Source organism: Comamonas antarctica, from assembly GCF_013363755.1.
Taxonomy (GTDB): Bacteria; Pseudomonadota; Gammaproteobacteria; order Burkholderiales; family Burkholderiaceae_C; genus Comamonas; species Comamonas antarctica.
On record NZ_CP054840.1, the window covers coordinates 1,615,649 to 1,634,291 of the forward strand.

An 18,643-nucleotide genomic window follows, 5' to 3' on the forward strand; every position below is an offset into this window, starting at 1 on the left:
GCGCCATGGCGGCAAACTTGCGGAACCCGCGGCGCGTTCGAGGCTCCAACTGCCTTGTTATCCATCCAGGAGCTGAAGCAACCATGACACATGACGAAATCCGCGCCACTCTCACCCTGTGCCTGCTGGCCTCATTTGCCGACGGCGAGAAGCATGACCGTGAACGCGAGCAGATCCGCGACGTGGCCGAAGGCCTGGCGGGTGACCAATCCGTCAACCTGCCGGGCCTGTACCAGGACGTCCTGCTGCGCCGTGTAAAGCTCGACGATGTGCTGGCGCGCCTGGGCAGCACCGAGGCCCGCCAGCTGGCCTATGAGATGGCCGTGTGCGTATGCGATGCCGACGGCCAGACCAGCCCCAAGGAAGAAGCTTTCCTGGCGCAGGTGCGCCAGGCCTGGGCAATGGGCGTGTCCGGCAACGCAGGCGAGGGGCCCGCAATGGGTGGGGCAACGGCCGCAGCGGCGGGCATCACCGCGGCCGGTACCGACTGGGGCCGCTCGGACGAGAGCTTCGATGTGCAGGCGCGCGCCGTGGCCGATGCGCCATTGCAGAGCCGCTTGCCCGAGCCGCAGCTGGCGCACGGCGGCTTCGACCAGGATGCGCTTGTGCCGCATCCGGAATCAGTGGACAGCCTCGCGGCCACCGCTGCGCAGCGCCGCCCGGGCACGCTCTCGGCCGCGGAGATGGACAGCAAGATCCTCAAGTCGTCGATCATGAACGGCGCCATCGAGCTGCTGCCGGAAAACCTGTCGACGCTGGCCATCATTCCGCTGCAGATGCGGCTGGTCTACCAGATCGGGCAAAGCTATGGCTATGAACTCGACCGCGGCCACATCAAGGACCTGCTGGGCGCACTGGGCGTGGGACTGACTTCGCAATACCTCGAAGAAGCCGGGCGCAAGCTGCTGGGCGGCTTGCTGGGCAAGGCCGGCAAGGGCCTGCTGGGCGGCCTGGGTCGGCAGGCGGTGAGCAGCGGCATGAGCTTTGCCGCCACCTACGCGCTGGGCCATGTCGCAAACCAGTACTACGCGGGCGGCCGCACGCTGTCGACGGCCATGCTCAAGGACGCCTACCAGCATGTGATGCAGGACGGCCGCGCGCTGCAGTCGCGCTATCTGCCGCAGATGCAGGAGACCGCGCGCGGCCTGAACACGGCCAAGATCATGGCCATGGTGCGCGGCGCCTGAGCCAGGGGGCAGCCGCGCAATGGATTGGACGCCGCTGGAACATGCAGCCATTGCGGTCGGCCTGCAGTTGGCCGTGGGCATGCGCCTGCGCAACTGGTGGCTTGGCGGACTGCTCGGCTGCTGCTGGTTCCTGGCCCGGGAGCATACCCAGGCCGAGTACCGCTGGATTGCGCAGTTCGGCGCGGGTCTGCGTGCCAACCTGCCCTGGTGGGGTGGGTTCGATGCCAACGCCTGGGACCTCGGGTCGATGATGGACTGGATGGCGCCTGCGCTGGCCTGCACTGCGGTGTGGGCCTTGCTGCGCAAGCGCCGGCCGGCGCCGGCATGAACCGCGCCGCCGGCTTGCAGCTGTGTCGGCTGCATGACAATAATGCCGGATGGAGCCTTTACTAGAACAATTGTCCGCCACGGTCACCCGTGCCAAGTCGCTGGAGGAGCTGTCGCGGCCGCTGCTCGACATGCTGGCCGCAGTCACCGGCATGGAGTCGACCTATCTCACCGCCATCGACTGGCAGCGCGACCTGCAGCACGTCCTGTACGCGCGCAACAGCGGCGAGATGAACATTCCCGAGGGAATTTCCGTACCCTGGGGCCACACGCTGTGCAAGCGCGCGCTCGATGAGGAACATCTGTTTGCCAACGATGTCGATGCCCGCTGGGGTGGCGACGTGCCGGTGGCCCGGGACCTGCATATCCATTCCTACGTGAGCACGCCCGTGCGCCTGGCCAACGGTACGCTCTACGGCACTTTGTGCGCCGCCAGCTCGGCGCACCACGAGATGCCCGCGCAGGCACAGCGCATCCTGGCGCTGTTCGCGGCGCTGATTGCGCAGCAGATCGAGCGCGAGCAACTGGTGCATCAGTTGATGGAGGCCAATGCCCGCCTGAGCGCCTATGCGTCGACGGATCCTCTGACCGGGTTGCCGAACCGGCGCGCGCTGCAGGAGGCGCTCACCCGCTTGCAGGAGCAAGGACGGCGGCGCGGCATTGCGGTGCTCGTGGCGTTTGTCGACCTCGACGGTTTCAAGGACATCAACGATGCGCACGGGCATGAGGTCGGCGACCAATTCCTGCGCGCCGTGGCCGAGCGCCTGCGCGCCATGCTGCGCGCCGAGGACCTGGCGGCGCGATGGGGCGGCGACGAGTTCGTGGTGATCGCCCCGGGCCCCGAGGCCGGCGGTGCGCTCGCTGCGGCCGAAAGCGCATTCCAGCAGCGCGTGTTCGAGGCCACGCAGGGGGACTACCTGCTGGAGGCGCTGCGCATTGCCTACGCTGGCGCCAGCGTCGGCGTGCTGGGCGTGGCCCCGGGCACGCTGGGCGCGCTGCAGGCACTGGAAGCCGCGGACGCGGCCATGTACCGGGTCAAGAAGGCGCGGCGGCAGCAGCGGGTTGCGGCCGGCGCGGTAAGCACTGTCATTTCCTGAACCGAGGTGGCGGCAGCGAGCGCTGCGCGATGTCCTGCAACCGGCCGGACATTGCCTTACTTGTCGCGCGCACAAGCCCTAGAATCGGGAAAACCCTTTGCGTGCCTGAGTGACGCAAACCTTTTGCCATCAAGCCGCACGAATGATTTCCTATTTATACGTAGAAGACGACGAAGATATCCGCGAGGGCGTGGCGTCGGTCATGGAGGCCGCGCACCGCGAGATCGTCACGGTGCCGCATGCCGAAGCAGCATTGGCCCTGGCCGATACCGCGCGTTTCGATGTACTGGTCACCGACATCAGCCTGCCCGGGATGTCCGGCGTGGAGCTGGCGCGCGTCTGGCTGGAGCGCGACCCCGCGCGGCATGTGCTGCTGTTTTCGGGCTATGAGCTCAACCACGGGCTGGACGCGATCGGGCCCAACGTGCGTGCGCTGCTCAAGAGCATGGAACCCGAGGAGCTTGAAAGCATGCTGCAGTCGATCGAGCGCGCCTTGCCCTCCCGCGTCGCCTAGGATCCGGCGGCTCAGCCTTCGCCGGGCTGCGCCGGTCGCGCCAGCAGCGACTTGATCGCATCGAGCAGTTTCTGCGGCTGCAGCGGCTTGGCGAGGTGGTGATCGAAACCTGCCTCCAGCGCCAGTTGCCGGTCGGCTTCACGGCCGAACGCCGTCAAGGCAATTGACGGCACCCGGGAAAAGGCCTGCTGCGACGCGCGCACCTCGCGGATCAGATCGTAGCCGTCCTTGCCGGGCAAGCCGATGTCGCTGACGATGACGTCGGCACCCTGGGCCTGCAGCGAGGCCATGGCGGCGTCGTAGTCTCCGGCCATGGAAACCGTTGCGCCGCGCTCCTGCAGGATCAGCACCAGCAAATTGGCGGCTTCGGTATCGTCTTCGACCACCAGGATGCGCACGCCCGGCAGCATGTCGGCATCGTCGCCCAGCCCGGTCCATCCCGGTTCCTGGTGCGGCGACTCCGACTGGCCCTGCGGCAGCAGCACGGTGACGGTGGCGCCCTGGCCGAGGCCGGGGCTGGTGACCGAGATCTGTCCGGAGTGCAGGTCGACGAGGTGCTTGACGATGGACAGGCCCAGCCCCAGGCCGCCCGCCGTGCGGCTTCCGGGTGTGGCCGCCTGCGTGAACTTCTCGAAGATGCGGTCGAGGAACTGCGCTTCGATGCCCTTGCCATGGTCGCGCACCGTGAGCACCAGATCGCTGTCGCGGGCCTCGAGGCCGACTTCGAGCGCGCCGCCTTCGTTGGAGAACTTGATCGCGTTGTTGAGGATGTTCCAGAAGATCTGCTGGAAGCGGGCCGGGTCGAGGAACGCCTTGATGCCGCGCGTGTGGGTGTCGAGGCGCAGCGTCAGGCGCTTGGCCTCCATCATCGCCTTGAGCGAGTCGAGCGACGATGAAATCAGCGCCGCCGGCTCGATCCATTCGCGCTCCAGCGCCAGCTTGCCCGAGTTGATTCTCGAGACGTCCAGGATGTCGCTGATGATGCGCGCCTGGGTGCTTGCATTGCGCTTGATCGCGTCCAGGCTGCGCGCGAACTCGGGCGGCGGCGACTTGCGCAGCAGCTGGTGCACGTTCATCATGATCGCGCTCAGCGGGTTGCGCAGCTCGTGCGACAGCACGGCGACGAAGTCGTCCTTCGAGCGGCTGTAGCGCTCGGCAGCGGCGCGCGCGGCCTGCTCGCGCTCGAGCAGCAGCTTGCGCTCCTGTTCGAGCTGGATGCGGTTGGAGACGTTCGACACCGCGGCCACGCGCAGTTCGCCGTCGGCGCTGGGCGCCATGCTCCATTCGAGGTGCAGCAGATTGCCCTGTGCGTCGAGGAAAACGACTTCCTCGCGCCACAGCGGCTGCACATTTTGCGGCGTGCCGATGCGCTGGATCTGCTCCTCATGCCCGGGCGCGGAAAAGTCCGTCAGCGGGCGGCCCAGCACCTCTTCGGCGCCGCGCCCCATCATCTCCAGCATCGCGGGATTGGCGTCGACAAAACGGCCTTGCTCGTCGATCAGTGCAATGCCGCTTTGCGCCTGTTCATAGATCGAGCGGAACTTGGCTTCGCTGTGGTGGACGCGGTCCTCAGCCAGCCGGGCGCGCACCAGCGCCTGCACGGTGGCCACCAGCATTGCGGGCTCGGCCGGGTGGGTCAGATAGGCATCTGCGCCTGCATCCAGGCCGGCGACCTTGTCCGTTTCGGCGATGAAGGCCGCCGACAGATGCACGATGGGCAATGCACTGGTTGCTTCGCGCTCGCGCATGGCGCGGCAGACCTCGAAGCCGCCGATGTCCGGCAGGTGCACGTCAAGGACCACCGCGGAAATGTCGCCCAGAGAAAGATCCAGTGCCTCCTGCCCGGTGCCGGCTTCGAGCGTGCGGAATCCGGCGGCGCGCAGCGCACGCGAGGTCGCATAGCAGGTGACCGGATTGTCATCGACGACCAGCACGGTGTGCTTGGATCGGTCGATGCTGACATTGAGCCTGGCGGAAGTGGGTGGCATGGTGCTTATGAGAGGGTGCGCGGGTCGGCGGCCGTGGGCGTGACGCGGATGGGAATGGTGACGTAGAACGTCGATCCTTTCTGCGGTTTGCTTTCGACCGACACGTCGCCGCCCAGCAGCTCGGCCAGGCGCTTGCTCAGCGACAGTCCGAGCCCGGTGCCGCGCAGGCGCTTCTGGATCGGCGAATCGATCTGCGAATAGTCCTGGAAGATGGCGCCGTGGAACTCCGGTGCGATGCCGATGCCGGTGTCGGCCACGGCAAACTGCACGGATTCCTCCGAAAAGCGCCGCGCGCTGACGCGGATCTCGCCGCGCAGCGTGAATTTCAGCGCGTTGCTGATGAAGTTGCGCAGGATCTGCGCCAGCTTGCGGTCGTCGGAAAACAGCTTGGGCACATCCACCGGTTCCTCGAAGATCAAGGTCACGTCCGGGTTGAACACCACCGGCTTGAACATGCCGCGCAGCGCCGAGAACACGTCGACCATCTCGAACCAGTCCGGCGAGACCTCGATGCGTCCGGCCTCGACCTTGGCCAGGTCCAGCAAGTCATTGACCATCTCGGCGAATTCGGCCGAGGTGGTCTGGATGAAGCGCACCTGCTTTTCCTGCTCCTCGGTCAGCGGTCCGTCTACGCGGTCCTGCAGGATGCGCGCAATGCTCTGGATGGCGCCGATCGGCGTGCGGAACTCGTGGCTCATATAGGCCAGGAAGCGGCTCTTGAGCTCGGTGGCCTGGCGCAGGTGCTCGGCCTGCGCGTCAAGCTCGGCATAAAGCGCGAGCACGCCGCGGTTGGTTTCCTCGAGCTCGGTGCGCAGGGCATCGAGCTCCGCCTCGGCGGCGGCCAGCGCCCGCGCCAGGTCTTCGCTGGCGACAGGGGCGCCCTCAGCTTCTGTTCGGGTCATATCGTTCATGGGAGATTCCTAGTCGCTGCGGCGCACCACGAGCACGGTGACATCGTCGCGGCCGCGGCCGAAGTCGCGCACCAGAACCGCCGCAGCCAGCGTGGGATCGTGCCCGATCAGCGGCTCCACTGCCGCGGGAGGCCAGCGCGACTGCAAGCCGTCGCTATGGCACACCACCAGTGCATGCGGTGGCCAGGCCATCCGGGTTTCCTCCACGCGCCGCATCTGGACACCGACGGTGCCGTATTGCGCCAGCATGGAACGGTTGAAAGTGCCGCTGACCACGCGGACCGCGACATTGCCCGCGCCGACCGACAGCAGGGTGTCGCTTTCGGCATCGATGAGCGCGCGCGTCACTGCCGCGCCGCGCGTCATGCGCAGGATCACATGCGCTTCATCCAGCGCACTCCTGAGCTCGGCAAACGGCTTCTTGACGAACTGGTCGGCTGCTGCCTGCGACGCCTGCGCGGCGTGCACGCCGTGTCCGAGGCCGTCGGCCACCAGGATGGCTGCGCGCTGGCCGTCAAAGGCCACCCCCCAGCTGTCGCCGCAGACCGTCTCGCCCGGAGCGGGCAGGGCGACCACGCCCCACTGGAACGCCTGCTTCGGGCGTGGACTGGCGCGCAGGCGCGCCAGGATCACGGTGCCCTTGCCGACTTCGGAGTGGATGTCGAAATCCGTGGCAAGCCGCTGCACCGCGCCCAGCCCGGTGCCGGGTGAGCCGGCCGTGGAAAAGCCGTCGCGCATGGCCAGCGACAGGTCGCGTATGCCCGGGCCATTGTCCACCGACAGGATCTCGATTTCCGGGCCATCGGCCTGGCGCGATGCAATCCACAGCTGGCCCTGCTGCGCATGCTTGCACAGATTGGTGCCGAGCTCATTGACCAGGATCGCGGCCTGGCCGCAGGCCACTTCGCCAAATCCCAGCTCGCGGCACAACGCTGCCACATGCCTGCGCGCTTCGCCCACACAACTCGGATCGCCCATCGGAAACGAGGTGTGGCTGGATCCTTGAATTATTTCCACCGTGTCACACTGACGCATGTACCTACACCCACGGTGGATTCGAGTTCGAACTCATGAACCAACCTCTTGCTGCCGGAAAGTCCCAGGCCCATTCCCTTGCCCGAGGTCCAGCCGTCCTTGAGAGCCAGCGCCATGTCGGGAATGCCCGGGCCCTGGTCCTTGAAACGCAGGCGCAGCCCCTGCTTGAGCATGTCGGTGACCAGCTCCCATTGCATCTCGCCGCCGCCGCCATACACCAGCGTGTTGCGCGACAGTTCGCTGGCCGCGGTGATCATCTTGGTCTGGTCGACCAGCGAGAATTTGAGCTGAACCACCAGCTTTCTCACCATCTGGCGGCAGGTCACGATGTCGGCCTCGCTGCGCAGCGGCACTGAACCCTGGGTGTCATTCGACAAGGAATTCTCCCTCGGCAGCGGCTTCGAGAAGCGCCATTCCACGGCTGACGTTGAGGGCGGTCTTCACGCCGTCGAGCGACATGCCCAGTTCCACCAGCGTGATGGCCACCGCGGGCTGCATGCCCACCACGACCGTAGTGGCATCGAGGATGCGGCCGATGCCGGAAATTGCGGCCAGCATGCGGCCGACAAACGAATCGACGATTTCCAGCGCCGAGATATCGATGAGGACGCCATTGGCGCCGGTGGCAGCGATCTGCTCGGCAAGATCGTCTTGCAGCGCCATGGCGGTCTGGTCCTCCATGTCGTACTGGATGGTCACGAGCAGCGAGCGCCCCATGCGCAGGATTGGAATGCGGTACATGGCGTCGGGCTCAGCGCGGCTTGGTGACGACGTAGCCGTTGCGCTTGAGCGCCAGCGCCAGCGCGTCGGCCAGCGTGGCTTTCGAGGTCACAGTCTGCAGATCGATGCCCAGGTGGACGATGGTCTGCGCGATCTGAGGACGGATGCCGCTGATGATGCAGTCCGCGCCCATCAGGCGGATCGCGGTGACGGTTTTGAGCAGATGCTGGGCCACCAGCGTATCGACCGTGGGCACGCCGGTGATGTCGATGATGGCCAGCGAAGCCTCCGTCTCGACGATGCGCTGGAGCAGCGTTTCCATCACCAGCTGGGTGCGGTTGGAGTCGAGCGTGCCGATCATGGGGACCGCCAGCACCCCGTCCCAAAGCTTGATGACCGGGGTCGACAGCTCCAGCAGTTCTTCCTGCTGGCGCGCGATCAACTGTTCGCGGGTGCGCTGGTAGGCATCCACGGTCCATTGCGCCATCGCATCGACCAAGCCGGTGACTTCGGCAATGGCCTGCACCAGACCCTGGCTGTCGGACGCCAGGTCCTTTTGCAGTGCGGTGAACACCGGCTGCTTCAGCGCCAGCACGAAGGCGCTGGTGCTACCGGCACTGGTGCCTTGCGCCGCGCGCGAGGCAGACAGCTGCTCCAATGCGGATTTGACCGGTTGCCAGCCATTGGAGCCGGAGTCATGCCGCGTTTCGGATTGAATGGCTGGCAGCAAGGTTGCCAGGATGTTGACGGCCTCGGCGCGCACTTTCGGCGAGGCATTGACGCCGCCAGCTGCCGAAACCCAGCCGTCCACGATTTCGGACGATTCGCGTTGCAACAAACGCGCCAAAGTGTCATAGCTATTGCTCACTGCAACCTCTTTAAGTTACTTCTATTTACCCCGGAGGATTATGGGGCAAGCGCATTGCCTGCCGGCCTCGAAGCGTGGCGACCGAAGTAACTCGGCATGTTGGCCTACAAGCGGAAATTGATTTCACTCACTCTAAAGCTGCTTTCAGTGCCTTGGGCAGTGGCGTGTTGCCCGTAGCCAGCCAAAAGCGGCGCGGCCCCCGGTGCCAGGCAACCGGGGGCCGCGCGATCAGAAAGTGGACGCTATATGCGGCCCATCAGCAGCAGCACGATCAGTACCACGACCACCAGGCCCAGCACGCCGCTGGGCGCATAGCCCCAACTCCGGCTGTAGTTCCAGGATGGAAGTGCTCCGATCAGGAGCAGGATGAGGACGATCAGCAAGATGGTGCTAATGGCCATAGTCAACCCTTTCTAGGTGGTTAGTGGAATTGAAGGCGATCTCAGCGCTTGTCGACCTGGTTGCCGATCACGCCGCCCACGGCGGCGCCGCCCACCGTGCCCAGAGCGCTGCCGCCCGAAAGCACCGAACCGCCCACGGCGCCGACGCCTGCACCGATGGCGGTGTTGCGGTCGCGGGTGGACATGCCGCTGCAAGCGGCCAGGCTCATAACCATGGCGGCGGTCATCGCGGTGAGGGTGATTCGTTTGATGGTGGTCATTGGCGGGCCTCTTTGTTGTAGGTCATGGCTTTGGCGGCCATGGGGTTGGATGGATGTTTCCTCGACTGTCATGGTCCGGGGGGCATCCCTTTGTGGACCACCCGTGCAGCAGGCGCATGCAACATGCACTCTGTACGGGCCTGCCCGGCGGCAATTGCCGGCCGGGGGGGCGCACCGCAGGCGGTGAACCCATGGTGCCGGGCATGAAACCCAGCTCCTGGCAGCGTGGGCCGATCGATCGCGATAGCAGCAAATTCCGTGAACGACAAGCCGGTTTTGGTCGCTTGCGCCGACATTGCCGGCTTCATGCATCCCTGGTGCAAACCATAGCGCTTGGACGCAGGCGCCAAGGTAGGAGGCCGCCGCATCGATGCGCGCGCTTCCTGGAAGTACGGGGACAGCGCCATGAAAAAAGGGCCCGCAGGCCCTTCGAATGGCCGGGCGCGAGAACGCCTGCCACTCACGACATCGGGGCGCAAGCCCCTAGTGCATCACTGTCCCGTGCGCTGCTGGCCGGGGTTGTTGCCGCCCGGCTGTTGCTGGCCTGGGTTGGACTGCTGCTGCTGCCCGGGATTGTTGGAACTGCCAGGTTGTTGCTGGCCTGGATTGGTCTGCTGTTGCTGACCCGGGTTGTTTTGCTGTTGCGCCTGGCTTGCATTGCTGGAACTGCCGGGCTGGTACTGGCCGGGATTGCTTTGCTGCTGCTGGCCCGGATAGTTGCTGCCGGTGCGCTGCTGACCGGGATTGCTCTGCTGCTGCTGGCCAGGGGTGTTGCTGCCGGATTGCTGCTGGCCCGGGCTGCTTTGCTGTTGCTGGCCTTCCCGATTGGGATTGCTTTGCTGCTGCTGGCCCATGCCCGAATTGCGGTTCTGGTCTTGCTGTGTCATTTCCATACTCCTTGAGGGTGTTGGCGATGTTGCTCAGTGATCGGCTGCCACTGAACCCTTACTATGCGCGCCGGTCCAAAGATGAGGTGTAGGACGGTCCGGCTCTTACCTTTTGTTGCTCCCTTGTCAACTTGGGCAAACGCCAATGATGTGTTTTTGCTCAAAAAACCACGCTGCTGGAAGCGGGGATCTGCAGGCATTGGAACTTGAGCACCGCAACCGCCACTCATGGGGGCTTGCATCGGCGAGCGGCGTTATGCATCGCAGGAGTCCCAATTGCTTGATGATCCCTATTTCCGTTTGCTGGAAGCATTGGCGCAAGGCGTGCGCGGGATGGACCCGGCGGCTTTTCGCAGGGCCCAGACCCTGGAAGTGCGCGGCCGGCGCGTCGATTTTTTTCTCGAGCGCGATCTCCATGATCGCGCGGAGGACCGGATCGTGTTGCGCTGCGACGTGACGCATCTTCCTGCCAGTGCGTCGGAGCCCCTGTGCCGCCTCCTGCTGCACGCCAACAACCTGTGGTCCGGCACGCGCGGCGCCACGCTGGGTCTGCGCGGCGAAGAAGCGGTCATGCTCAGCGTGGCGGCACGCGTCGGCTCGCTGGATGCCGCACGGCTTGCCACTGCGATCACCGGATTGCTGCGCCAGGCCGAGCGCTGGACCGAGGAAATCGCGCGTTCGGCCCTGTCGGCACCCGATGCGCCGTCCCATTCCCTTCATCTGCGCGCCTGAGCGTGCCCCCAAACTGCCATGCCAAGTCCCATGACCTACCGCGAGGCGCTCGCCGCGCTGGCACTGGAGATCGGCGTCGATCCGGACGCGTTTGCCGAACGCGAGGAACTGCTTGTGAACGATGTTGCACTGGCGTTCTCGGCGGTGCAGCGCACCGGCACGCCCGCGATACAGGTGGCCTGCAGGATAGGCAGCTTGTCTTCCCAGGCGCCGTTGTCCTTGCTGCGGCTGCTGCTGCAGGCCAACACGCTGGGGGCCGCCACCGGGGGCGCGACACTGGGCCTGCAGCAGGCCACCGATGACCTGGTGCTGTCCAGCACGCATGCGCTGGAGACGCCTGCACCCGCGTTGGCACGCGTCTGCCGCGTGCTGGTCGAAGCGGCCGCCCTGTGGACCTCGGCGCTCGAACGCGGCCTGGGTCAGCCGGGCGCCACTGCGGCGCTGTCCTGACCGATCCCTGTCTTGTTGAAGGAGCCACCATGACCCGCTACCAGCATCTGCTTGAAAACTACGCCCGGCTGATGGAGATCGAACCCGCCTCCGAGCTGACCGCCGTCCAGGAGGTGCAGGTTGCAGACCTGAGCATTGGATTCAATGTCGAAGGCGACGAGGAAAACGGCAGCATCATGCTGTTCACCAGCCTGGGCCTGCCAGCGCCCGAAGTGCCGCGCGAGCGCCTGATGCAGCTGATGCTCGAAGCCAACGCCTTCTGGGTTGGCACGGGTGGCTGCACGCTGGGCTTGCAGGCGCATACCGGCGCGGTGCTGGTCTGCGCGCGCGCGCCGCTGGCGCTGTGCGATGCGCCGGCGCTGGCGGTCGTGGTCGAGGCATTCGCCGAGGTGGCGCTGCTTTGGCGCGAGATCGTGCAGGGGCGCGAGACGGCCAATATGGCAACACTGGCCGTTTGAGGAAAGCGCAGACTCATGGCCAACGAATCCATCTCCGCGCGTACCGGCAGCCCGCAACTGCCGTCCCTCGATGTAATGCATGAGAGCACGCCGCAGCTGCTTGCAAAGCCGGGGCAGGGCAGCAGCGCCGGAAAGGGCGCGATGCAAGGTTGCGTGCTGGAGGTGCCCAGTGGCCCCAAAAGCGCGCCCCTGGGCGGTTTCGACACGGAGGTGGAGGAGTATTTCGAGCTCCATGAGGCCAGCAACGAGGACGTTTTCCGGGCCCTGTCCGCAAGCCGCGACACGCCCGGGAGCTGGCAGCCCGTGGCGGCCGACGACGAGTTCTTCGATTGCGAACCGTTCGCGGAAACCGGGTTGCCCGACTCCAGCCCTGTGCCGTTGCCAGGGTCTTCAGACCATGGCGGTGCCACCACCGGGACCGAGGTGATCCAGGGCATCAAAGACCGGCAGGCGCAGCGCGCGGAACACGAAAAATCCAATGCCCTGGGCGGGGTGCGCAAGGAGACGCCTCCGGTGACGCAGCCCGATACCTCCGGGCAGCGCGACCGCGCCGAAACCCAGACCGAGCAGCAGCAGCGCAGCGTGACGGACCAGCTGTACAGCCTGGCCAGTACCGGGCTGAAAGCCGCGATGTGGATGGGACATACGATCAACCACGGGCCGGACCTGCTGGGCCGAGGCCTGCTGAATGCCGGAGGCAGCGTCCTGGATGGCGCCTCGAAGCTGGTGCGCAGCCCGCCCGCGCCTCAGTCCCAGGCGGAGCAGAAAACGGCGCGCGACGAGGGTTTCGAAAAGATCGTCGCGCTGACGGCAAATTTGAGCCACATGGACCAGGTGCTCGATGCACAACTCGCAGGCAAGACCGGAAAGCCTAAGAATTCCTCCACGACCTTGCTGACGCCGGCGAAGCAGGGCCTGGGAGACCACATGTTCAACGCCTGGCACACCGCCGGCGGCTATGCGTCCGCAGCGACGTCGGCCCTGGGCTGGGCCTCCGTGTCCATGGCGGCTCCGGTGGTGGCCGGTGCGGTGGCTCCCATCTTTGGCACTGTCGCAGGGGTGTTGTTGCAGGGGGCGGCGTATACGGGGGGGACCTATCTGCTCTCCAAGACGGTGGCGGGTTTGCCATCCGACGGCAATGAACGGGGGATTCAGAGCCTCAAGGATGGCACGGAGCAAAGCCGCAAGCCATTGCAGCAGCAGCTCGACACGCTGAAGGAGCAGGAGCGCGCGCGCCTTCGGGCCGACGACCGCATCGTGCTGTCCGGCGGCAGCCGCGGGCTGCAGATCAACGCGCTGCAGGCGCAGCTGGCTGTGGTCAGGAAGGCATTGGGAGCCGATGCCTTGCCCGGTGCGGTGCCGTCCCGGCGCATCAGCGTCACGCTGGGCAAGGGCGAAGCGACCCGCAAGCTGGTGCAGGAAGCCCAGGCCACACGCGGGTTGTTCTCCCGCCTCTTCAGCCGGGTGGCCGATTTCTTCCTGGGCCGCCGCCGCGCGGCCAGCCAGGAGCTTGACCAGATTGCCGCAAAGAAGGACATGTTCGCGGCCCTGGGCCAGGTTGCGGATCCCGTCAGGCTGGATGGTCTCGAGGACTCGGCCGAGCAGCGGCGCGTGCGCACCGGCCAGCCCAGGCTCGATGCCAACGTGCTTCGGCAGCAACTGTGCCAGGGCGAGAACCTGACGCATGCGCTGCGGGCTTCAAACCAGCACAATTTTGGTGTCGCGGCGTTCGATGGGGGGGCGCTCCATGGCGTGCATGCCGTGCATGCCACGCTGACCACGGCGCGCGCGCTGGCCGCTTATCTCGACGCGCTGGCGGATCTGTCGCCGGCGCAGCGCGCGCAGCATCCGAACGCGCCGCAGGTGGTGCGCCACGACGATGGCAGCCTTACGGTATCGGATCCGGGGCGCAAGCTGCACAGCTTTCTGATGGGTGCGCCCACCGCGTATTCGCCCTGGATGCAAGGCGCAGGCGCCACGCCGTCGGGCGCCATGGTGATCGACGATCACTCGCCCGGCATGCCGGGCGGAAAGTACGGAATGCAATTCGAGGCCGGTGTGGAGCAGGCCGGCGATGTGCTGCGGCTGTCTTTTGTTCCCAGGAGCGTCAGCCAGGTGTTCACGCCGCTGGCCAACGAAAAGGGCGCACTGGACCGGCTGCGTATCGCACTGCGCGGCACGGACGCGACGGCCGGGCCCTCACCCAGTGCGCTGGCAAAGATGTCGCCCGAAGCCTTGCGCGCCCGGGAGGCCCAGCTGGAGACGCAGCTCGCTCCGCTGCTGGCGCTGCACAAGGCCGACACGGCGCAGCGCGAAGCGCTGGAGAACTGGCGCGGCCCGGCGGCAGGCTGAGCCTGGGGCGCCGACGAAACGTCGCGCGCGAAAGCCGCAGGCGCGGCCTTATGGCGCGAGAATGGCGCTTTTGCACCATCGAGGCGTTTATGAACCATCCGGCCCATGCCGATCTGTTGAACCGCTACCGCAAGGCGGCGGCCGAAGCCGCGCAAAAGGAGCAGCTGGTGCGCGTCGTCGCGGCCAAGGGCCCGCGCGCCATCGCGCTGGCCAGCGAAACCGCGGCCAAGGCGGTGCGCCGGCGCAAGGTGCTCGAGACCCAGCTGGAGCAGTTGGGGATCGAGGAGCGCTAGGCCACGGCGGGCGGGTTTGACGGCCTTTGACGGGCTCGGTCCGAACGGCAAGACGCAGTCCGAACGGACAGGCGCAGTCCGAACGGCAATGGAGTTCAGGCCCAGGCCTGCAGCGTGCCGGCTTCGAGCGGCGTGCGGTCCATCCACTGGGCAAAGCTGCGCGCGCAGCGCACCACCTCGCCGACCACCAGCACGCTGGGGCTGCCCAGCTGCTTTTGCGCGACGACCTGCACGAGCTCGTCCAGGCGCGCGATCGCATGGCGCTGGTGCGGCAGCGAGGCATTCTGGATCACGGCCACGGGCGTGCCGGCGGGCAGGCCCTGCGCCAGGCCGTGCGCGATCTCGGCCACGCCCTTCATGCCCATGTAGACCACCAGCGTGAGCCGCGCGGCCGCGGCCGTGGCCGCCAGTTGCGGCCAGTCGACGGGCGCCGCGCCGGGACGCGTATGGCCGGTGATGAAGAGCACGCCATGCGCATGGTCGCGGTGCGTCAGCGGCGCGCCCAGCTGGGTCATGCCGGCCAGGCCCGCAGTGATGCCATTGACGACCTCGACGTCGATGCCCGCGGCGCGCAGGTGTTCGGCCTCCTCGCCGCCGCGGCCGAAGATGAACGGGTCGCCGCCCTTGAGGCGTACTACGTGTTCGCCCGCCAGCACATGGCTCAGGATCAGTTTTTCTATGAAGGCCTGGGGCGTGCTCTTGCAGCCGCCGCGCTTGCCGACCCAGACGCGGCGCGCGCCGCGCGGCGCGAGCGCCACGATGGCTTCGCTGACCAGATCGTCGACCAGCAGCACCGTGGCGGCCTGAATGGCCTTGAGGGCCTTGATGGTCAGCAGTTCCGGATCGCCCGGGCCCGCGCCCACAAGTGTGCAACGGCCGAAGCAAGAGGAGGGTGGCAAGAAGGTGGACATGGCGGGGCCTCAGGCGTGGGTGGTTTCCGGCGTCGGGGCCACATCCGTGGCCTGCACCAGGCGTTTGAGTTCGGGAATGCAGGAGCCGCACTGCGTGCCGCAGCCCAGGCGCTGCTGCAGCTGCGCCAGGCGCTCGCCGGCGCTGCCCGCGCATTGCGCCAGTGCCTGCGCGATGCTGTCGGCGCGCACATCCATGCAGCTGCAGACCTGGGGACTGCGCGGCGCGGCGCCCCCAGGCGGCCGGGCTCCCTGCGTCAACAGCAATTGCAAGGGCTGGGGCGGGGCCAGCTCCTGGGTCAGCAGCTGGGCCAGCCAGGTGCCCGCGGCGGTGTCGCCGGCCAGCAGCAGGGCTTCAAGGCGCAGCGCGCCCGCGTCGGTGCGCTGCAGTTGCAGCGTGCGGCTTTGCTGGCGCCGCTTGTCTACGTAGCGGATCACCTCCAGGCCGTCCAGGCCCAGCAGCTGCTCGACGCGCTGCAGCACTTCGGGCGCGGGTGCCTCATGGGCCGCGGCGCGCAGCAGCACGCCGCTGCGCGTCTGCGCAGCGTCGCTCAGCGGCACCTGGTTGCTGAAGGGCACGCAGCTGGCAAACCCGAAATGCCCCATCAGCGTCGCCAGCGCCTGGCGGACTTCGAGCACGCGTTCCGCGGGCAGCCAGGCCATGGCCAGCAGCGTCCAGGGAAGCTCCACCTTGGCAATCTTCACCGCCGTGTGCTTGAGTTCGGGCTGCTTGGAGACCGGGCAGAACGCGGGTTGGGTCAGCGCGTTGATGCCCAGCAGCGGCTGGCCGTCTTCGCCGCGCCCGCCCAAAAACTCGCTGCCCCAGTGCATGGCCATGAACAGCCGCGTGGGCGCGAGCTGGTCGTCGGCCTGCAGCACCACGCGCAGCGCGCCGCGCCGGCTGCTGACCTGCACCAGTTCGCCGTCCGCGAAGCCGCGGCGCTGCATGTCCTGCGGGTGCATGTGCATGCGCGGCTCGGGCGCATGCGCAAACAGCCGGCCCAGCGTGCCGGTGCGGCTCATGCCATGCCATTGGTCGCGCAGGCGGCCCGTGGTCAGGCTGAAGGGATAGCGCGCATCGACCGGCTCGGACAGCGGCCGGTAGGGGCTGGCATCGAATCGGGCCCGGCCATCGGGCGTGGAAAACACGCCGTCTGTGTAGAGACGCGACTGGCCCTGGGCCGCGCCGTGCGGCATCGGCCATTGCTGCGGGCCTTGTTCGAGGCGCTCCCATGACAGTCCCGTGATATCGAGATCGCGGCCTGCGGTGCTGGCGCGATGCTCTTCCCAGAGCGCCTGTGCGCCTGCGCTTGCGGGCTCGATGGCATACGGAAACAGCGTCGGCCGGCCTGGGCGCAGCCGCGTTTCAAGGCGCTGCGCGAGCTGCACCGCGATCTGCCAGTCATGGCGTGCCGCGCCGGCCGCGGGCACGGCGGCGCGCACGCGCGAGATGCGGCGTTCGCTGTTGGTGACGGTGCCGATCTTCTCGCCCCAGGTCGTGGCCGGCAGCAGCAGGTGCGCGTGGCGCGCGGTTTCGGTGGTGGCGAAGGCTTCCTGCACCACCACCAGTTCGGCGCGCTCCAGCGCGCGCTGCACGGTGCGCTGGTCGGGCATGCTTTGCGCGGGGTTGGTGCAGGCAATCCACAGGGCCTTGATCTCGCCGTCCGCCGCGGCCTCGAACATCTCCACCGCGGTCTTGCCGGGAGCCGACGGCACCGCGGGAATGCCCCACAGCGCCGCGACTTCGGCGCGGTGCGCGGCGTTGGCCAGGTCGCGGTGGCCGCTGAGCAAGTTTGCCATGCCGCCGACTTCGCGCCCGCCCATCGCATTGGGCTGGCCCGTGAGCGACAAGGGACCGGCGCCGGGCCGGCCGATCTGGCCCGTGGCCAGATGCAGGTTGATCAGCGCGGCGTTCTTGGCCGTGCCGCTGCTGCTCTGGTTCAGGCCCTGGCAGTACAGGCTCAGCGTGGCCGGCGACTGCGCGAACCAGCGCGCGGCCTGCAGCAGGTCCGCTTCGCGCAGGCCGCATTCCTGCGCCACGCGCTCGGGCGTGGCGTCGCGCACCAGGCGCTTGAGCGCATCGAAGCCCGTGGTGTGGTCGGCAATGTAGTGGTGGTCGATCCAGCCTTCCCAGAGCATCAGATGCAGCAGGCCCTGGAACATGAGCACATCGGTGCCGGGAGCCACCGGCAGGAACAGGTCGGCAAGGCTCGCGGTATCGGTGCGGCGCGGGTCGGCGACGATGATCTTCATCGCCGGGTTCGCAGCCTTGGCGGCTTCGAGGCGGCGAAACAGGATGGGGTGCGCCCACGCGGCGTTGCTGCCGACCAGGAACACACAGTGCGCGCGTTCGATGTCCTCATAGCAGGCCGGCGGCGCATCGGCGCCCAGCGTGGCCTTGTAGCCCGCCACGGCGCTGCTCATGCACAGCCGCGAATTGGTGTCGAGGTTGTTTGTGCCGATCAGGCCCTTGACCAGCTTGTTGAACGCGTAATAGTCCTCGGTCAGCAACTGGCCGCTGAGGTAGAAGCCCACGGCATCCGAGCCATGGTCGGTGATGATCCGCGCCAGTTGCTTGCTCGCCTGGTCGAGCGCCGCATCCCAGCCGATGGGCACTGGCTGCGCGCCACGCGCCAGGCGCTGCAGCGGCTGCAGCAGCCGCGCCTGGCGCGTGACTTCGGCCGTGGCCGTGAGGTGCAGCGTGCTGCCCTTGGTGCAGAGCTTGCCGAAGTTCGCGGGGTGCAGCGGGTCGCCCTGCACGCCCGTGATCCGGCCGTCTTGCGCCTCGATGATCACGCCGCAACCCACGCCGCAATAGGGGCAGGTCGAGCGCGTTTGCGTGACGGGGGCGGCGCGCATGCTCAGGCGGGCGCGCAGGCCGGTTTGCGCGAGACCGGGCCGGCCACCGGGCGGGTCTGGGTGATGGCGTGTTCGGCCAACTCCCCGGCATCGAGATAGACCTGGCCTTGTTCCAGCTTGACGCGAAAGCCCGGCGTGCAGCCCTCGTCGGGCGCCGCGGCCTGGCCGTCGCAGCCAATGGTCCAGTTGTGCAGCGGGCAGGCCACGCTGTTGCCCAGCACGATGCCCTGGGACAGAGGCCCGCCCTTGTGCGGGCAGCGGTCGAGCAGCGCAAAAACGCCATCGGCTTCGTTGCGGAAGATGGCGACATCGAGGCCGCGCGCGCGCGCCACGCGGCGCGCGCCCAGCACCGGGATGTCGTCCAGGGCGCAGATAGGGATCCAGTCGGACATGTTC

Annotated in this window: 21 protein-coding genes; 9 read left to right on the forward strand and 12 right to left on the reverse strand. The window is 67.2% G+C overall.

All coding sequences use genetic code 11. The annotated features are described in order from the left end of the window. Positions 1-83 precede the first annotated feature (83 nt). The 4 genes from HUK68_RS07765 (at position 84) to HUK68_RS07780 (ending at position 3,125) form a co-directional block, all read left to right on the forward strand. Positions 84-1,187 (forward strand): TerB family tellurite resistance protein, encoded by a 1,104-nt coding sequence (locus HUK68_RS07765; RefSeq protein WP_175503671.1) that lies wholly within the window; start codon positions 84-86, stop codon positions 1,185-1,187. A 19-nt stretch (positions 1,188-1,206) separates the two neighbouring features. Beyond that, positions 1,207-1,515 carry a hypothetical protein gene (locus HUK68_RS07770; RefSeq protein WP_175503672.1) on the forward strand — a complete coding sequence of 103 codons (309 nt, stop codon included), beginning with the start codon at positions 1,207-1,209 and terminating at the stop codon, positions 1,513-1,515. 49 nt (positions 1,516-1,564) lie between these two features. Further along, a complete protein-coding gene (locus HUK68_RS07775) occupies positions 1,565-2,611 on the forward strand; it encodes a GGDEF domain-containing protein (RefSeq protein WP_175503673.1) in 1,047 nt (348 codons plus the stop codon). Positions 2,612-2,753: 142 nt separating this feature from the next. Then, positions 2,754-3,125, forward strand: a complete 372-nt coding sequence (locus HUK68_RS07780; RefSeq protein WP_244146285.1) for a response regulator — start codon at positions 2,754-2,756, stop codon at positions 3,123-3,125. A gap of 11 nt (positions 3,126-3,136) precedes the next feature. Here the strand turns inward: HUK68_RS07780 and HUK68_RS07785 are convergent, their stop codons facing one another. The 9 genes from HUK68_RS07785 to HUK68_RS07825 form a co-directional block, all read right to left on the reverse strand. After that, a complete protein-coding gene (locus tag HUK68_RS07785; RefSeq protein WP_175503674.1) occupies positions 3,137-5,113 on the reverse strand; it encodes a response regulator in 1,977 nt (658 codons plus the stop codon). Between the two features lie 5 nt (positions 5,114-5,118). Continuing rightward, a complete protein-coding gene (locus HUK68_RS07790) occupies positions 5,119-6,015 on the reverse strand; it encodes a sensor histidine kinase (protein ID WP_175505771.1) in 897 nt (298 codons plus the stop codon). Between the two features lie 18 nt (positions 6,016-6,033). Next, positions 6,034-7,002, reverse strand: a complete 969-nt coding sequence (locus HUK68_RS07795; RefSeq protein ID WP_175503675.1) for an ATP-binding SpoIIE family protein phosphatase — start codon at positions 7,000-7,002, stop codon at positions 6,034-6,036. A 29-nt stretch (positions 7,003-7,031) separates the two neighbouring features. Next, a complete protein-coding gene (locus HUK68_RS07800) occupies positions 7,032-7,436 on the reverse strand; it encodes an anti-sigma regulatory factor (RefSeq protein WP_244146286.1) in 405 nt (134 codons plus the stop codon). Continuing rightward, positions 7,426-7,800 (reverse strand): STAS domain-containing protein, encoded by a 375-nt coding sequence (locus HUK68_RS07805; protein WP_175503676.1) that lies wholly within the window; start codon positions 7,798-7,800, stop codon positions 7,426-7,428. Before HUK68_RS07805 ends, HUK68_RS07800 begins: the two co-directional genes overlap by 11 nt. Positions 7,801-7,810: 10 nt before the next feature. Further along, the gene (locus HUK68_RS07810; protein ID WP_175503677.1) at positions 7,811-8,647 is read right to left on the reverse strand and encodes an STAS domain-containing protein; all 837 of its coding nucleotides are present in this window, start codon (positions 8,645-8,647) and stop codon (positions 7,811-7,813) included. A 242-nt stretch (positions 8,648-8,889) separates the two neighbouring features. Beyond that, a complete protein-coding gene (locus HUK68_RS07815) occupies positions 8,890-9,048 on the reverse strand; it encodes a DUF3309 family protein (protein WP_175503678.1) in 159 nt (52 codons plus the stop codon). Positions 9,049-9,089: 41 nt separating this feature from the next. Then, positions 9,090-9,275 carry a YMGG-like glycine zipper-containing protein gene (locus HUK68_RS07820; RefSeq protein ID WP_390887827.1) on the reverse strand — a complete coding sequence of 62 codons (186 nt, stop codon included), beginning with the start codon at positions 9,273-9,275 and terminating at the stop codon, positions 9,090-9,092. A 524-nt stretch (positions 9,276-9,799) separates the two neighbouring features. Beyond that, positions 9,800-10,195: a hypothetical protein gene (locus HUK68_RS07825; RefSeq protein ID WP_175503680.1), complete on the reverse strand. Its 396-nt coding sequence runs from the start codon at positions 10,193-10,195 to the stop codon at positions 9,800-9,802. 276 nt (positions 10,196-10,471) lie between these two features. Here HUK68_RS07825 and HUK68_RS07830 point away from each other — a divergent pair, with 276 nt between their 5' ends. The 5 genes from HUK68_RS07830 (at position 10,472) to HUK68_RS07850 (ending at position 14,480) form a co-directional block, all read left to right on the forward strand. After that, complete coding sequence (locus HUK68_RS07830; RefSeq protein ID WP_175503681.1) at positions 10,472-10,927, forward strand: type III secretion system chaperone; 456 nt, start codon at positions 10,472-10,474, stop codon at positions 10,925-10,927. Positions 10,928-10,945: 18 nt separating this feature from the next. After that, entirely contained in the window at positions 10,946-11,377 is a 432-nt protein-coding gene (locus tag HUK68_RS07835) for a type III secretion system chaperone (protein ID WP_175503682.1), read from the forward strand. Between the two features lie 29 nt (positions 11,378-11,406). Beyond that, complete coding sequence (locus HUK68_RS07840) at positions 11,407-11,835, forward strand: type III secretion system chaperone (protein ID WP_175503683.1); 429 nt, start codon at positions 11,407-11,409, stop codon at positions 11,833-11,835. A gap of 15 nt (positions 11,836-11,850) precedes the next feature. Continuing rightward, positions 11,851-14,187, forward strand: coding sequence for a hypothetical protein (locus HUK68_RS07845; RefSeq protein WP_175503684.1), 2,337 nt, complete (start codon positions 11,851-11,853; stop codon positions 14,185-14,187). 89 nt (positions 14,188-14,276) lie between these two features. Then, positions 14,277-14,480: a hypothetical protein gene (locus HUK68_RS07850; RefSeq protein ID WP_175503685.1), complete on the forward strand. Its 204-nt coding sequence runs from the start codon at positions 14,277-14,279 to the stop codon at positions 14,478-14,480. A 95-nt stretch (positions 14,481-14,575) separates the two neighbouring features. On the opposite strand, the gene cobA is transcribed toward HUK68_RS07850, so the two are convergent. From cobA to HUK68_RS07865, 3 genes are read right to left on the reverse strand one after another with little or no spacing between them, the layout of a single operon-like run. Continuing rightward, positions 14,576-15,391, reverse strand: coding sequence for a uroporphyrinogen-III C-methyltransferase (cobA, locus tag HUK68_RS07855; RefSeq protein ID WP_175503686.1), 816 nt, complete (start codon positions 15,389-15,391; stop codon positions 14,576-14,578). Positions 15,392-15,400: 9 nt separating this feature from the next. Further along, positions 15,401-18,247 carry a nitrate reductase gene (locus HUK68_RS07860; RefSeq protein ID WP_175503687.1) on the reverse strand — a complete coding sequence of 949 codons (2,847 nt, stop codon included), beginning with the start codon at positions 18,245-18,247 and terminating at the stop codon, positions 15,401-15,403. 2 nt (positions 18,248-18,249) lie between these two features. Further along, positions 18,250-18,639, reverse strand: coding sequence for a nitrite reductase (NAD(P)H) small subunit (locus HUK68_RS07865; RefSeq protein ID WP_175503688.1), 390 nt, complete (start codon positions 18,637-18,639; stop codon positions 18,250-18,252). Between the last annotated feature and the right edge of the window lie 4 nt (positions 18,640-18,643).

Coding starts and splice junctions, on each gene's coding strand:
- HUK68_RS07845 (WP_175503684.1), top strand. CDS start 11,851: ATGGCCAACGAATCCATCTCCGCGCGTACCGGCAGCCCGCAACTGCCG.
- HUK68_RS07805 (WP_175503676.1), bottom strand. CDS start 7,800: ATGTACCGCATTCCAATCCTGCGCATGGGGCGCTCGCTGCTCGTGACC.
- cobA (WP_175503686.1), bottom strand. CDS start 15,391: ATGTCCACCTTCTTGCCACCCTCCTCTTGCTTCGGCCGTTGCACACTT.
- HUK68_RS07775 (WP_175503673.1), top strand. CDS start 1,565: ATGGAGCCTTTACTAGAACAATTGTCCGCCACGGTCACCCGTGCCAAG.
- HUK68_RS07795 (WP_175503675.1), bottom strand. CDS start 7,002: ATGGGCGATCCGAGTTGTGTGGGCGAAGCGCGCAGGCATGTGGCAGCG.
- HUK68_RS07790 (WP_175505771.1), bottom strand. CDS start 6,015: ATGACCCGAACAGAAGCTGAGGGCGCCCCTGTCGCCAGCGAAGACCTG.
- HUK68_RS07840 (WP_175503683.1), top strand. CDS start 11,407: ATGACCCGCTACCAGCATCTGCTTGAAAACTACGCCCGGCTGATGGAG.
- HUK68_RS07835 (WP_175503682.1), top strand. CDS start 10,946: ATGCCAAGTCCCATGACCTACCGCGAGGCGCTCGCCGCGCTGGCACTG.
- HUK68_RS07780 (WP_244146285.1), top strand. CDS start 2,754: ATGATTTCCTATTTATACGTAGAAGACGACGAAGATATCCGCGAGGGC.
- HUK68_RS07785 (WP_175503674.1), bottom strand. CDS start 5,113: ATGCCACCCACTTCCGCCAGGCTCAATGTCAGCATCGACCGATCCAAG.
- HUK68_RS07825 (WP_175503680.1), bottom strand. CDS start 10,195: ATGACACAGCAAGACCAGAACCGCAATTCGGGCATGGGCCAGCAGCAG.
- HUK68_RS07865 (WP_175503688.1), bottom strand. CDS start 18,639: ATGTCCGACTGGATCCCTATCTGCGCCCTGGACGACATCCCGGTGCTG.
- HUK68_RS07820 (WP_390887827.1), bottom strand. CDS start 9,275: ATGACCGCCGCCATGGTTATGAGCCTGGCCGCTTGCAGCGGCATGTCC.
- HUK68_RS07815 (WP_175503678.1), bottom strand. CDS start 9,048: ATGGCCATTAGCACCATCTTGCTGATCGTCCTCATCCTGCTCCTGATC.
- HUK68_RS07770 (WP_175503672.1), top strand. CDS start 1,207: ATGGATTGGACGCCGCTGGAACATGCAGCCATTGCGGTCGGCCTGCAG.
- HUK68_RS07850 (WP_175503685.1), top strand. CDS start 14,277: ATGAACCATCCGGCCCATGCCGATCTGTTGAACCGCTACCGCAAGGCG.
- HUK68_RS07860 (WP_175503687.1), bottom strand. CDS start 18,247: ATGCGCGCCGCCCCCGTCACGCAAACGCGCTCGACCTGCCCCTATTGC.
- HUK68_RS07765 (WP_175503671.1), top strand. CDS start 84: ATGACACATGACGAAATCCGCGCCACTCTCACCCTGTGCCTGCTGGCC.